The sequence below is a fragment of the Pseudomonas sp. Pseusp21 genome (assembly GCF_059492145.1).
In genome coordinates this window covers 4,398,312-4,413,433 of the sequence record NZ_CP168520.1, presented here as the reverse complement: position 1 = coordinate 4,413,433, position 15,122 = coordinate 4,398,312, and the positions used below count along the sequence as shown (strand labels likewise).

General features: G+C 61.0%; 8 protein-coding genes. 3 read left to right on the top strand and 5 right to left on the bottom strand.

Annotated elements, in window-relative coordinates; all coding sequences use genetic code 11:
* Positions 1-62: 62 nt before the first annotated feature.
* The 5 genes from ACEN93_RS20010 to cobG form a co-directional block, all read right to left on the bottom strand.
* Positions 63-7,208: a TcdA/TcdB pore-forming domain-containing protein gene (locus ACEN93_RS20010; protein WP_495610423.1), complete on the bottom strand. Its 7,146-nt coding sequence runs from the start codon at positions 7,206-7,208 to the stop codon at positions 63-65.
* Positions 7,209-7,539: 331 nt separating this feature from the next.
* On the bottom strand, positions 7,540-9,243 hold the full coding sequence (gene cobJ / locus ACEN93_RS20005) for a precorrin-3B C(17)-methyltransferase (protein ID WP_495610422.1): 1,704 nt from the start codon (positions 9,241-9,243) through the stop codon (positions 7,540-7,542).
* Positions 9,243-9,977, bottom strand: a complete 735-nt coding sequence (locus ACEN93_RS20000) for a precorrin-2 C(20)-methyltransferase (protein ID WP_414881328.1) — start codon at positions 9,975-9,977, stop codon at positions 9,243-9,245. Before ACEN93_RS20000 ends, cobJ begins: the two co-directional genes overlap by 1 nt.
* Complete coding sequence (locus ACEN93_RS19995) at positions 9,974-10,600, bottom strand: precorrin-8X methylmutase (RefSeq protein ID WP_011332253.1); 627 nt, start codon at positions 10,598-10,600, stop codon at positions 9,974-9,976. The genes ACEN93_RS20000 and ACEN93_RS19995 overlap by 4 nt, the downstream gene beginning before the upstream one ends.
* Positions 10,593-11,891: a precorrin-3B synthase gene (cobG, locus tag ACEN93_RS19990; protein WP_285412980.1), complete on the bottom strand. Its 1,299-nt coding sequence runs from the start codon at positions 11,889-11,891 to the stop codon at positions 10,593-10,595. The genes ACEN93_RS19995 and cobG overlap by 8 nt, the downstream gene beginning before the upstream one ends.
* A 143-nt stretch (positions 11,892-12,034) precedes the next feature.
* On the opposite strand from cobG, the gene cbiE reads away from it, so the two are divergent.
* From cbiE to ACEN93_RS19975, 3 genes are read left to right on the top strand one after another with little or no spacing between them, the layout of a single operon-like run.
* Positions 12,035-13,246: a precorrin-6y C5,15-methyltransferase (decarboxylating) subunit CbiE gene (cbiE, locus tag ACEN93_RS19985; RefSeq protein WP_074689679.1), complete on the top strand. Its 1,212-nt coding sequence runs from the start codon at positions 12,035-12,037 to the stop codon at positions 13,244-13,246.
* On the top strand, positions 13,239-14,336 hold the full coding sequence (locus ACEN93_RS19980) for a cobalt-precorrin-5B (C(1))-methyltransferase (protein ID WP_414881330.1): 1,098 nt from the start codon (positions 13,239-13,241) through the stop codon (positions 14,334-14,336). Before cbiE ends, ACEN93_RS19980 begins: the two co-directional genes overlap by 8 nt.
* Positions 14,333-15,052: a cobalt-precorrin-6A reductase gene (locus ACEN93_RS19975; protein WP_495610421.1), complete on the top strand. Its 720-nt coding sequence runs from the start codon at positions 14,333-14,335 to the stop codon at positions 15,050-15,052. Before ACEN93_RS19980 ends, ACEN93_RS19975 begins: the two co-directional genes overlap by 4 nt.
* Positions 15,053-15,122: the final 70 nt, after the last annotated feature.

The window sequence follows — 15,122 nt, the reverse complement described above, 5'->3', positions numbered from 1 at the left end:
TGAAACGAAAAGACCGCCGACGGTAACGTCGGCGGTCTTTTTTCGTCAGTGCTCCCAATCCATCAACCGACAGGCTCGACGGTTTTCTTGCTTGCCTGATCGATCAAGCCTTTCAGCGTCACACTATCGCCTCCATCCTTGCGCGCCTTGAGCCAGCGCACCAGTGTCGACACCTGGCACGGACGCAGGCCTGTGACCTCCAGCACGGCATCACCACGCAAAGCCAGATCCTGCGCATCCGCATGGCGTACCAACACGCAATGTCCACTGTCCGGGTCGATCACAATCAGATGATCCTCGACTATCGCCACCTCCAGCCTCTGTGGATCGTCCAGCGTCAGGATCAAGCGGCTCATGACCTGCGGGCGGACACCCAGCGGATAACGACAGTCAACCACCAATGAGTCGAGTTTGCGCATGAGCGCCTCGGCCAGTACCCATTTCATCGAGCCACGCCCCACCCGCAGGACGAGCGTACGCACGTCGTCCGGAATCAGCGGCAGAGGATCGTACGCATCCACCTGCCCTTCGAGTACCAGCACGTCGCCCGTGCGCTCGACATAATCCAGTGGTTTGATCTGGCGCATGCTCGGATAGCCCTGAACGACTCGCTCCAGCGGCTCATGCAACACCAGATCGGTATGCCGTCGGGCGCCCAGCAGCTCGAAATCCACCGGGAGATCCACGGCAGGGATCCGGATCACCCGCGCACTGTCAGCGATATACCACTGCAAACTGGCATCCTGGGTCGCGAGCGAAATGAACGGGCGGTGGTCTTCGGTTTCCAGCAAGGCCTGCAGGTCGCTGATCAAATGCTCGCCATGGGCTGCCAGCCAATCGTGCTGTACTCCGCTGATCAATGGTGGCTCCAGGTACTGCAGTTGCAGCACCACCCCTTCCTGCGTTGTGCCCAAAAGGCCAGCACCGACAATCCGCACGTCGGTAAATCGCCACGCCGTCCATTGGCGCTCCGGCCTGGGCAGCATCCGGGCGTGCAACAATTGCGTCCCCTCTGCGAACGCCTGCTCAAGTTGCTGCGTATTGATAAAGGTCTGGCGCCAGATCTCGCCACCCTCGGGTTCGAACAACCATGCCGACTGATTGTCCGGCGTCATACCGAGCAACCGAATCTGCGTCTGTGGCGCGTCACACAACAACACCCGGTTATCCACGTACCAGGCATGCAACCGCGCATCGCCGGTAGCGTTGGCAACCCCGACAATCGAGAATTGCTCGACAGCGTGCTGCCGGGCTACGGCTTCGAGCGCCAGCCACCAATGCCTGCGCCCCTTGAGCCATGGCTCGGCCAGACCCGCAAAACGCACGTTACCGTCAGTGCCGATTTCGAACGACAATCCGTCCTCGGTCCGTGCCTGATAACCGTTGTGCTCAGCCGTCACCTGCTTCAGGCGCTCGGGCTGCACCCAATCGTGCGACCATTGGCCCTGTCCCTGCGTCATGGTCAACTGAACCCGACACAACTTCTGGAATCGGCGGTCGTAGATGACAAATACATCGCTGTCATCGGCCAGCGGCAGCAACATCAATTCCTTCAGATTCTGGATCGAGTCCGGCCATCCGCGGTCACGGTGACGGCGCGGTACCGGGCGTACGATCAGATTGTCGCGGGTGCGAACCCAAGCCATGTCCCGGGCGTTCTCTTCAATCTTCCAGCAAATCGAAACGTAAGACGCGAGCTGCCAGTCGACCGTGGCATACCCTCTGTCAGTCAGAACCGGTTTGTGTTCCACCCAATCACCGAGCAACGGCGCCCAGTCAGTCAAAGCCTTTCGGTCATCGAGCAAGGCCTCGAAAGTCGGCTCGAGTCCACGGGTGATCGAGCTCAGCCACAGTTCACCCTTGTGGATCAGATAGTTCAGGCGCTCGATTGTGCCGTCCTGACGGGCATACTCCTGCACCACATGGACAACCCCCTGTTCATCGGCCTCCACACTGCGAATTGTGCTGAGACCCTCGAACCGGAACATCAAGCGATAGCGGTGGCTGAGCAGCCCTGTGTCGGCATTGACCTGGCAAATGTCGTATTCATTCGGATCATGGAAGAACACCGTGTCGCCGGTCACCAGCGACAGCTGTTTGTCTTCGCTGAAGAACTCATCGTTGCGGATATACAGAATCCGGTCCTCCACGGCGTCGTACCAGGCATTGGTATAACGGGGTGCTTCGATGTTCTCGAATGGAATCAGGTAATCGCGGATCGGCGTATAACGCAACGCCAGTCGATGAGCTCGCGCCAGTGCATGCAGATGATCCTGCAGGATCTGGTCGTCCAGCCCTTTGGGCGCCTGTTCCTCGAGCAATTGCAACTCAAGCTGTTTGGTGCCTGCGATTCTGAAGATTCGGCCATTTTCGATCATCAGGGATATTTCCGGCGTGTTGACCGCCGTGACCTTGAACTGGCAACCCTTGATACTGAACTGCCCGTCGCTGCCGAACACAATATCCTTCTCGACGGCCCACGGTGCGGCAATGATCCAGCGGTCCTTCTGATTACCCAATGACGTCAGCTCGACATTGACACCAGGGTTGAGCACCAGTGTGCATGTGTTTCCTCCACCCTGAATCCGGTAGCTGATCTGCTCATGCCAGGTTTTCGGAATCACCGGCACGATCAACTTTCGCGCCTGGGCGTCGAGTGTGACGCTGATCTGGGTCGGCCGGTAATCGGGATACATCCGATGGACGATGTAGTGGCTGGGAAACGAATAGAACGAAAAAAGAAAGAGCCACTGACCGTCCGCTTTTTTCTTTTCCAGACGCCGGGCAATATCAAAGCCCTTGTCGTGGCGCTGCGATGCAAATGGCAGGATCTGATACTCGTATCGGTAGCAGGTCATTGGCGTACACGGCAGGACAATGGCTTGCCCGGCCGGTGGTGCGAACTTCATTTCGGTCGGGTAGCCCAGTTCATTGCTCAGATGAATGGCTCGTGAGTAGTCGACCTCGAATTCCGGCACGCCGAAATGATCGCGCAATGGATACAGGCGGGTGCTGTCGAGCGAGAGCTTTCCGGTGCCCAGATCCACTGCATTGAAAATCAGAGACGGTCGTGGCAACCAGGCACCTTGCTCGCCGCTGTAGCGATATCCAGCCCCGTGATGAGCGTCCTCAAGCTCCGCAAAAAACAGTCCGACCGCTTTCGCTTCTTCGGCGATCGTTGCGAAGTTCTGCGCCAGCGCCGCCACGCCCACCGCCAGGCCACCCAGGATCACCCCCGCGCCCCCCAGCACCGCTGCCGCCGTTCCTGCTCCGGCAAGTGCGGCACCCAGTCCCGCACCGGTCAGGGCCAGGCTGCTGGCGTCAAAGGCCAACTGAGTAGAATAGGTAACCGTTTCGACATCGTTGCGGGCCGTCGCCACCTGATAAATATCGAATCCGACATTGGCCAGGCCCAGCACGGCACCGATACCCTCGTTGGCCACATGTCCGGCCACGGTACCGAAGGTGCTGCCGCTCAATGGCTCGAGAGCTTCGCCGACCACCTTTGCACTGGTGCGGGCGATCAGTTTTTCATCGCGCAACGCGGCTTGCACCAGGCTAATCAGACCTGCCACATCAACTGCGTTGCCATGCACCAGTTGCGCGTAATTGACGTAGGCGTGCCACTGCACAGCAGTGGTCATTGTGCGGTCTGCGCCTTCGCGCCCGCGCAATGCACTCATCAACGACTGCACCGCAAAACCGGCATTCAGCGTATGTACTGCCGCAGCCTCGGTGGCGTCTGCCCCGATGTCCACCCTACGTTTGCCACCGAGCGCCGAGAACAGTTCCGTCAGATAGTTCCTGATCCGCAGCAGGCGATCATCCTGGCTGAGGACCGTGGCGACCACCTCGCCACTTTTCGGATCAATCATACTCACCCGATAGCTGCCCTCTGACGTCACTTCCAGCGAGTCGAACAACGGCACCAGAGGCGACACCGAGTCATGGCCCTCCTGCAAGCGTGAAGTGACGTCGGCAATCTGCTCGGCCCACCAGTCATTGTCCGCAGACAGCAAAGCTTTGCCCAGGCGCGGATTTTCCACCAGAGATTGGCCGTGAGCACTGTTCAGCCGCTGGCGGATGGATCTGAATGGCGTGTCCGGTAACGGCTCCTCCTTGAACAACTGATTCACCTTGGTGCCATTCGACAGGTCCACATCGGCAACTTTCTCACCCTGCACATCGAACAGATCGAACAACGGTCGGTCTGGTTTCCCGTACAGCGCGTAATGACGGGCTATGCCTGCAAGCCTGAAAAACCGATTCAGGGCCGTTTTGAAGGTCACCTGGTTGTCAAATTCGAACAGGCCGAAGTTCGGATCGTAGAAGTGGTAAATGTGTGCCACACCGTTGAAACTCCGCGCCACCAGCATCGAGTGGTTGTCCGAGTTGAGCATCAGGGTTCGGGTACCGGCGGACTCCTCGAGGGTAGCGACCACCCTGTCCATATCGACCCGCCCGAGCGCCGTGCCCACCTCTGCGACTTTCACCCCACGCAATTCCTCCAGCGCCCCCAGAAAGGCCCTCGAATCTGAGTGCTCCGGCTGCAGCACCGCCAGGTAAAACCGCTCGCGCAATTGTCGGGTCGAGCCCTCGCCCTGGGTGAGGGCAGCACTCATCGCCAATGCCAGTGGAAAACAGCGCCCCGCAGCCCTGTCACCCGGCCCGTGCATCAACAAATCCTGAGGCACCAGTTTTACGGTGCCAGCGTCGAACTGATCGAGCACCTGCTCCACCTTCAACTGGACCTGTTCGCGATGTTCCTGAATGGCCAGCCGTTGGATCTGTGCCACCTGACGCCCCCAGTCGGCCAGCGTCACAGCCTTGGCCAACGCGTCCTTCTTCAGACTCAGCGCATTGACCGAAAGCAACGAAAAGCCATCGTCGACACTCGCCATGGCCGTTACAAAGGCTGGCGCCAGGCGCCGATAGAGTTGCTGTTCGATCGCCGCATAGCGCCCGGACGTCCCACGCTCACTCAGGCTGTTGGTCAAATTGTCCATTGCACCGCTCAGTGCAGAAAAACTTTGATCATCCAGCGATTCGGCTCCCAGCAAAGCGCCTATCGTCAAACGCTGCAACGGACTGAGGTGCGCAAGCTGCCAGGTCCCCTTGCCAAGACCGATCAACAGTTCATCCAGCGCGAGCCCCTGAGTAGACTGAGTGCTCAAGGATGCGGGGGGCCGGAGGCGAATGTCCTGATTGCGGATGGCCTGACGATGCTCGAAGTTGAGCGGCAGCCTGTCGGCGAACACAACCTTGCCGTCCTGGCAGCTCATCATCGCCTTGGAAAAAGACTGTCCAAGGCGCTCGGCCATGCGTTGCAACAAGTCGGTATTGAGCACATGACGCCCCTCGATAACTGGCCAGCCCAGCTCGAATTCGAGGGTCGTGTGTTTCAGCAACTCGTCGATGTCGCCTGCATAGCGGGTTTTGTATTGGCCGTCATGCCAACGTTGTTTTTCATTTTTTACCCACTGATCGAGATCGCTTTCGTTGTCTTTCCAGGAGTGATCCTGTTCCTCCTCGCTCGAACGAGTGACCACACCTCCCGGTTCGATGCCCACCTCATTATGTAAAGCGGCGGCCTCACTGGGCGTGAAATGAGCCCGCTCATAGTCCTGCATACCCCGGCGCATAGCCCCTGGACCGGTCAGGAAAATCGTTACCTCTTTTTTCGGACGGATACCGTCGCTGTGATACTCGGCGATAGAGACCGCCAACCGATACATTGCCGACTCTTGCATGTTAGGCAATGCGCTTAAAGGCCCGAGTCGGCGCTCGATCTCGACAATCGCCAGCTCGTAGTTGGCATCGGTGTCTCCTGGTGCTGAACCTTTGGCCGCTGCGGCCATGTCTACCGAGTCGATCACTGCATAGTTAAAGCCCAGGCACTCCTTCACTGACTGCAGCATCGGCGCACCCGGATGAGCCATCAGATAAGCGTTGGTCACTGAACCCATTTCAGCCACGGCACGCAGCATGTAGGGGCGTGCCAACAGGTCGCTCGGTGCCTGGAAGACTTGACTCAAATCCGGCGCGCTTTTGGCAAAAGACTCCAGCGCTGCACGATGTTCCTCGGGGATGTAGTGGCCATAATTCTTGTAACGACTGCGCAATGCCTGACGTCCGGGCATCCAGTGTGGGTTGTGATCCAACAGCAGTTGAGTGATGCCAAGCTCGGCATTCGTGCCGAGCTTGCTGATATCCACCCCCCCCAACACCTTCAACAACGGCGGAAGATTGTCGACGTCCGAATATATTCCGCCTTCTGGCTCCAGTACCTCTAGCCGCACAACATCGGAACCGGCGGCCAGATTGCCGCGCAAGCGCATTTCCCGATCGTAAATGTCTTGCAATTGCATAGGTTGCGAGGCGCCGGCCAAATCGCGCAACTGCAAATCGCCACCTGCCACCGCCTGCAGGCTCTGCAAATTGCGCTCTTTAAGAGATTGCAGATCCTTTTCCTGCTGACCATACGCTTTGCTCAACAATTGCACCCTGGCAGTGTCGGCAGACATACCGCTTTCAACGGCCTCATTGACATGAGCAAACATTTGCTGTTTCAGAACAATGGCTCGAGTTACATATGCCTCTCCGAGCCTCTCTTCCGTGGTGCTGTCAACTCCACCATGCTGCATTGCATGCACTTTGGCGGCTTCGACAATAAGGCGAGTAGTCTGATGGACAAGCATTGCATCACTGTCATACCAGAGATTGATTTTATACCCCTGCCCGACCAGTACTTGCTTCCAGAGATTAATGTAATCGCGTTGAATCTCGCCAATGCCTCCACCCAACCACACAAAGTGCAAAATCTTCGGCACTTGCGTCGCCGGTGCATTAACTTTCTCGACACTGGAAAGAATATTAGACTGAAAGTTTGCAAGCTTTTCTTTTATTTGTGAAAGTGTCAGGGGCGAATCCGAATCGGAATGGTTTGCCTCCTCTTGCTCCGTTTCGCGGCGCACGCGGTGCTTTTCCAGATCCTCCAGATCCTCCAGAGCCTGTTTGAACAGCGCCAGCGGATTTCGCAGCCGCGATGATTCAAGCAAAGCGCTGCAGGCAAAATAATAACGAATGGCAACATCATATTGCCGGGTGTTTTTGTACGGCAGCAGTGCTTGTTCAAGATCACTCAACTTGAACAAATTGACAAAATCCAAATATCCAACACTTGCAGCTTTAACTTTCGAATCTTGCATAAACAACCTTCCTTGAAATATTCAATGACCTGCACAAAAAAACCATCGAACACAGAAAAACCTCGCCAGAAACATCCAGCTCATGGCAAATAAAAATCAATCCTCACAACTTCAGAACGGAAAACTAGTACAAAAAAATCTCACAAACAAACAGGAAGCCATTCAAAGAATTTCTACAGAAATATCCAACAACACCCATAGAGAAAATTTAACAATCATCAAGTACGAACACCTGCAACCCAGACAAAAACAGACAGGGCCGCGAACTTTTATTCGAGGCCCTGTTATTTATATCTATAAGCGGCTGCAACAACTGGCAACCACACCGTGATCAACTGACCGGCTTCTCACCATACCAACGCGGCGTATACACCCACTCTCCGCCCTCGGCGCGAGGGAAGGTGCAGGTGGTGGACGAACCAATCAGCACCATCGTACGCATGTCCACCTGCTCCGGTGTCAATGCGCCAAGGGTCGTCACCCGCAGCGTCTGCCCCGGACGACCAATATCACGGCCCAGCACCACCGGTGTTTGCGGCACACGGTGTTGCGCGACAATTTCCAGCGCGCGCCCCAACTGCCAGGGACGGGCACGGGAGATCGGGTTGTAGAACGCCAATGCCAGATCCGCTTCGGCGGCCAGATCCAGACGTTTTTCGATGATCGACCACGGTTTGAGGTTGTCCGACAGCGACATCACGCAGAAGTCGTGGCCCAGGGGTGCACCGGCCTGAGCAGCGGTAGCAAGTGAAGCGGATACACCCGGCAGGATTTCCAGATCGACGCTGTGCCACGCCGGATCCGTCGACTCGTGCAACGCTTCGAGCACCGCCGCCGCCATGGCGAACACGCCCGGATCGCCGGACGAAACCACAATCACCGAACGACCCTGAGCGGCCAGCCTGAAGGCGTGACGGGCACGCTGCATTTCTTCGCGGTTGTCGGTGCAATGCTGCACCTGATCGTCGCGGAACGGGCCGGCCATGCGCACGTAGGTTTCATAACCCAGAACATCGGTGGCGCGGGCCAGTTCGGCTTTCACCGCCGGCACCATCAGCTCTGCCGCGCCCGGGCCGAGGCCGATGACGGCCAGACGTCCGCGTGGACGGCCGACCTGCGAAACATCCAGCGGCTGTTCGGCCACGGCGATGGCAATGTCGCGGGATGTTGTGATGATTCGAGCGTCGGGGACTGCATCGCGAACCAGCTCACCGATGTCACTCACCGGCGCGACAAAGCGCAACGGCACAGCCAGTTCAAGCGCGGCTTCACGCAACGCCGGACTGGCCATCTGAGTATCAGCCGCCACCAGACAGGCCAGCGATTGAATCGCTACACCGGCCTGCTGCAACGCATCGCGAATCGCATCCGGCAGACCGGCCACATCGGCAGCGACCGCCACCGCCACACTGCGTGGATAAATCAGCAACTCACTGGCGCTCGCCGCGCGGGCATCGCTGCCCACATGAATCGAGCGCTGCGCCTGTGGATCTTCCGGCAGTTGCGCCTGCTCAAGCCACGGCGCGGCACCGTCGATGCGCACGCTGTGGCCGGCGAGCAGATCGGACACGAAGCGTTTGCCCTGCTCCAGATCGCCAAGGGCATAACCGCCGGGAGGATTGAGCAGGCAAGTGCCGAAACGCAACTCGCCGCTGGTGGTGATCGCCGCTGCCACTTCAAGTGCAGCCGCAATCTCGCGGGCCATGACATTCACCCCGCCCAGGCCACCGAGCAGCGGCACCACGGCGCTGCCGTCTTCTGCCACAGCGAGCACCGCTGGCTCCACGCCTTTCTCCAGCAACAGCGGCGCCAGGGTGCGGATGACAATGCCGGCCGCGCACAAGGCAATGATCGGCGTGTCCTGTTTATACAGCTCGCGCAGGGTTGCGCCGAACTCGCTGTAAGTCAGGTCGGCGCCTTCGACGCGCCCATTGAGCCCGTGAATCTTTGCGCCCGGATAGACCTGCTGAAGGCGACGGGCCGTGTCCAGCGCGCCCTGGCCGAGAATGACGATGGCCGGTGTGGAATGAGTCATCAGCCTTGCCACCGTTCGCCGGGCACAATGATCAGCGAGAAGTACGGCGACGACATCGGCTCGACCTCATCCAGTGGCACGATTTTCTGGTTGGCCATGGTCGCCCGCTCGACATACAGCGCACGCTCGGCCAGGCCCAGCTCTGCCAACACGTCGCGCACTTTTGGAAAGTTGCGCCCCAGCTTCATGATCACCGCAGCGTCGGCATCGGCCAGACGGCGCTTGAGTTCATCGTGAGGCAGCACGCCGGACAGCACCGACAGGCTCTGATTGCGATACACCAGCGGTGCGCCCAGCACCGAAGCGCCGCCGAGCATCGAGCAGACGCCCGGCACCACTTCGGCTTCATAGCGGCCGGCGAGACGATCGTGCAGGTACATGTAGGAGCCGTAGAAGAACGGATCACCCTCGCAGATCACCGCCACGTCGCGGCCGGCATCCAGATGCGCGGCCACTTCCTCGGCGGCGTCATCGTAGAAGTCGCTGATCACCTGCTCGTAGGACAGCGGCGCCGGCAGCACTTCGGTGGTCACCGGGTACACCAGCGGCAGCAGGTTCTGCGCGTCCTGCAGGTGCGCTTCGATGATGCCGAAGGCGTTGCCCTTCTTGCCCTTGGCCACGAAGTACGCCACCACTGGCGACTCGCGCAGCAGGCGCAGGGCCTTGACGGTAATCAGTTCCGGATCACCGGGGCCGACGCCCAGGCCAATCAAACGTCCTTTAGCCTGCATCATTCGATCTCCGTGGCGAGGGCATTGACCGCAGCGGCGGCCATGGCGCTGCCGCCGAGGCGGCCCTGCATGATCACGAACGGCACGCCACGGCTGTTGGCAGCCAGCTCGGCCTTGGATTCGGCGGCGCCAACGAAGCCCACCGGGAAGCCGAGGATCAGCGCCGGTTTCGGGGCGCCGGCGTCGAGCATTTCCAGCAGATAGAACAGCGCGGTCGGCGCGTTGCCGATCACCACCACGCTGCCTTCCAGATGCGGACGCCACAGTTCCAGTGCCGCTGCCGAGCGAGTGTTGCCCAGCTCGCGCGCCAGCTCTGGCACGCTGTCATCGCGCAGGGTGCAGATCACTTGGTTGTTGGCCGGCAGGCGCGCACGGGTCACGCCCTCGGAAACCATCCGCGCATCGCACAGGATCGGCGCACCGGCGGCCAGCGCATCGCGCCCGGCCTTGCCGGCGCCTTCGGAGAATTGCAGCCCGTCGATGGCCTCGACCATGCCGCAGGCGTGGATCACCCGCACCGCGAGTTTTTCCAGGTCGGCCGGGATGCGAGCCAGATTGGCCTCGCTGCGAATGATCGCGAAGGAGTTGCGATAGATCTCCTGACCGTCGCGGATGTAATCAAGCATCAAGGGGGCTCCGTGAGCGGGCGGCGAGCAATTTCGCCGCCGCTTCGATAGTAAGGTTGTGAGCGTGCAGCGCGCCGAAACCCGGCAGGGCTGCATCGCGAAAATAGAGATCGTAGTGACCGGGGCCGACCGCCAGCAGAGTCACCGCAGCCCGATGCGCGGCGGCGCAGGAACGCGGGCAGCCGGACAGGTGCACATCCACGGCATGTGGCAACAGCGTCGCCAGCCGGCGGGCATCGTGTTTGGTGTCGGCCAGGCCTTTGCCGCAGCCTTTGGAGCCGGTGCAGGCGATCAGTTGCGCCAAGGGATCTTCGACATGGGTCAGCAGGTTCAGCTTGCTCAATTCGTCGAGCACTTGAACCGCATCGGCTTCCCGCACATCGGGCAACAACAGACTCTGCCAAGGGGTGAAACGCAGGGTGCCATCACCGAAGGTTCTGGCCAGTTGCGCGGCACCACGCAGCATGTCCGGATCAAGGCGGCCGAGCGCCGGTGCGGCACCGACATAGACCTGACCAGCCGATGGCTGAGGATGGATGCCGAGGTGCAAACCTTCCGGTCCGGCTTCGCGCTGCCAATCAGCGGCTGACTTCAGATTGATCCGCTGACCGAGCTTTTCCAGGAAAACCGGCGCCGGGCATTCATCCAGCAGATGGCGCATTCGCGTCTGCTCCGGACGGGCCAGTTCGAGGAACAACTCCAGCACCGCGACCACCAGCGCATGTCCGTGCGCAAGCGCCACAGCCGCCAGCGGTCGATCCGTCGGACAACCCGCCAGGCCGAACGCCAGCAGCGTGTCGCCGCGATCTTCGAATGCCGACAACCACAGGTCATGGGGATGTTCGAGCATCGCCAGCGCTTCACCGCCATCCAGTTGCACGGCGAACTTGGGGCTCAACTCATGGAAGCGCGGATGGCTTTGCAGGGTCTCGAGGATCTGCCCGGCCAATGGACGGGTATCGAAGCGCATCTGTCGGTCAATGCCGGCGGCGGGGCTGAGCATCAGGTTGCGCACATCGTCGCCCGCTGCGGTTCGCGGCCCGAGACCGGCGGCCAGCAGGCTGTCGATCAGCGCGGCGGACTGCTCGCCAATCCCGCGTATCTGCAGATTGCCCCGATTGGTCGCCTCGATCGCCCCGCCGGCAAACCCCTCGGCGGCATTGGCCACCGCATCGGCCTGATCGGCGGTGATCGAACCGCCATCGAGCTTGATCCGGCAGATACCGCCATCCAGCGCCTGGACGATACGCAGCAACCCCGGGCAGGCCGAGGGGCGTATGGCGTTGGACATCGGACGTTCGTTCAAGGGCTGGCAGCTCTGTGGGAAAGGCGCTTCGCGGGCGAAGGCGCGGTATTATGCCTGCTTTGTCCGACGGCATGAAAAGTCTGCCCGTCGGAACGGCGCGTTTGCGGACACTTTTTTGAGGGCTACAGATGTCACCCTGGCTGACAGTAGTAGGAATCGGTGAAGACGGCTTCAAGGGCCTGGGCAAGAATGCCCGGCGCGCCTTGATGGGCGCTTCGCGGATCATCGGCGGTCAGCGTCAACTGGAGCTGTTGCCGGTGTGCATCCGTGGCGAGCGCCAGTTGTGGCCGAGCCCGTTCTCCCTGGCCCCGGTTCTCGAGCGTCGCGGTGAAGCCGTGTGCGTGCTGGCCAGCGGTGATCCGATGTTCTACGGCGTTGGCGCAAGTCTGGCGCGGCAGGTGCCGGGGGCCGAAATGCTGATTTTGCCGGCGCCGTCTTCGTGCTCGCTGGCGGCCGCCCGACTAGGCTGGCCGTTGCAGGACGTCAGCGTGTTATCGCTGGTGGCTCGCCCTCTTGCGGCCCTCAATGCGCAACTGTTCAGCGGCGTGCGCCTGTTGCTGCTGAGCAATGACGGCCAGAGCCCGGCGGCGGTTGCCACGTTGCTGCGTGAACGCGGATTCGGCGCCAGTCGCCTGAGCGTCCTGGAGCATCTGGGCGGCAGCGCCGAACGCCGGATCGACAGCACCGCCAACGACTGGAACGATCCGCTCATTGCCGACCTCAACGTGATCGCCATCGAGTGCCTGGCCGATCCGCAGACACCACGCCTGTCGCGTCTCGCCGGCCTGCCGGACTCGGCCTTCGAGCACGACGGCCAACTGACCAAGCGCGACGTGCGCGCCATCACCCTCGCCCGTCTCGCCCCGACCCCGGGCGAACTGCTGTGGGACGTCGGCGCCGGCAGCGGTTCGATCGGCATCGAGTGGATGCGCGCTCACCCGAGCTGCCGCGCACTGGCCATCGAGGCTGACGACGGTCGCCAGCAATTGATCGAACACAACCGCGATGCGTTGGGCGTTCCTGGCCTGCAACTGATTCGCGGCAGCGCCCCGCAGGCGCTCGCCGGGCTGGAACGACCGGATGCGATTTTCATCGGCGGCGGCGTGACCCGCGAAGGGGTGCTCGACACCTGCTGGGAACACCTCAAACCCGGAGGCCGACTGGTGGCCAACGCCGTGACCCTGCAAAGTGAAATGACCTTGATGAGCTGGCGCGAACGCCACGGCGGCGAACTGACCCGCATCCACATCGCCCAGGCGCAACCGCTGGGCGAGTTCGACACCTGGCGCCAGGCCTTGCCGATCACCCTGCTCGATCTGGTCAAACCCCTCGATGCGTGACGAAACCGCTGAACAACCCGCGCCCCTGCGCAGCGGCCTGACTACCGGCAGCTGTGCCACGGCCACCAGCCTCGCCGCTGCCCGTCTGCTGCTCGGCGGCGTGGTGGCGGATGCCGTGCAGATCGTGTTGCCCAAGGGCAAGCAGGTGCAGATGCGTCTGGAGTTCTGCCGGCTGACCGAAGACGGCGCCGAAGCCGGAACCATCAAGGATGCGGGCGATGATCCGGACGTGACTCACGGCGCCCTGCTTTATTCGCGAGTGCGGCTGATGGCCGAGCCGGGAATCCGCTTCATTGCCGGCAAAGGCGTCGGCACCGTCACTCGGCCGGGGCTGGTGCTGGGCGTCGGCGAACCGGCGATCAACCCGGTGCCGCGCAAGATGATCAGCGATCACCTGACTTTGCTGGCCGAAGAAACCGGCTATCGCGGCGGCTTCGAGGTGACGGTCAATGTCGAGGGCGGCGAAGCCCTGGCGCTGAAAACCATGAACCCGCGTCTGGGCATTCTCGGCGGCCTGTCGATCCTCGGCACCAGCGGCATCGTCCGGCCGTTTTCCTGTGCGGCGTACATTGCCTCGATCCATCAAGGCATCGACGTGGCGAAAACCAACGGTTACCTGCACATCGCCGCCTGCACCGGCAACGCCAGTGAGGACACCATGCGCCAGGTCTACAACCTGCCGGAAATCGCCCTGATCGAAATGGGCGACTTCGTCGGCGCCGTGCTCAAGCACCTGCGCAAAGTACCTGTGGAGAAACTCAGCCTGTGCGGCGGCTTCGGCAAGATCAGCAAACTGGCGGCCGGGCACATGGACCTGCACTCGCGTCATTCGAGCATCGACCTGCCGCAACTGGCCGAGTGGGCGGCGGCAATTGGCGCCGACGACACCTTGCAGCTAGCCATACGCGGGGCGAATACCAGTCAGCAGGCGTTGGCGATGGCCCGTGCGGCGGGTGTTGCCCTGGGCGATGAAGTCTGCCGCCATGCTTTGGAATTCGCCCGTAGCGTGGTGCCGGCGCAGGTGCAGGTCGAGGTGTTTGCGATTGATCGTCAGGGCGGCATCGTTGGCCATGCGGGAGCCTTTGTATGAAGCGAATCTTGTTGCTCGGCGGCGTGACTGAAGCGCTGGCCATCGCGCGCACGTTGGGACCGGAGCACATCTACAGCCTGGCCGGCGTCGGCCGGGTGCCGACCGATCTGACGTGTCAGGTGCGCGTCGGCGGCTACGGTGGCGCCGAAGGTCTGGCGCAGTTCATTCGCGCTGAAGGCATCACACTTTTGCTCGACGCGACCCATCCGTACGCCGCGCAAATCAGCCGGAACGCCGCCACCGCCGCGCAACTCACCGGCATCCCCTGCTGGGCCCTGCGCCGCCCCGCGTGGCAACCAAAGCCGGGCGATGACTGGCGCGAAGTCGCCGATTGGGCCGAACTGTTCACCGCCCTCGAACCCTTCCGCCGCCCCCTGTTCACCCTTGGCCGCGAACCGCTGCAACACCTCGACGAAATCCCCGCGCACCAGTTCTGGACCCTGCGCGCCCTCGACGTCTACCCCGGCAACGAACGCTGCGAAGTCATCGGCGCCCGTGGACCGTTTCTACTGGAAGAAGAGCGGGCGCTGTTCGAACGCCGGCAGATCGACGTGCTGATCAGCAAGAACAGCGGCAGCACCGCAACCGAGCCGAAACTGGAAGTGGCGAGGGCGCTTGGGGTTCCGGTGATGGTGTTGAAGCGGCCGGTGTTGGCGAGGGTTGATCGGGAGTTTTGGACGGTTGCTGACGCCGTCTCGGCTCTTGAAAAACCTTGATCAGGACGGAGCTTTTTCCTCTCGCGATAGCTTCAGTTGTTGATGCAAGTCCCATGCAATGCAAATTCGA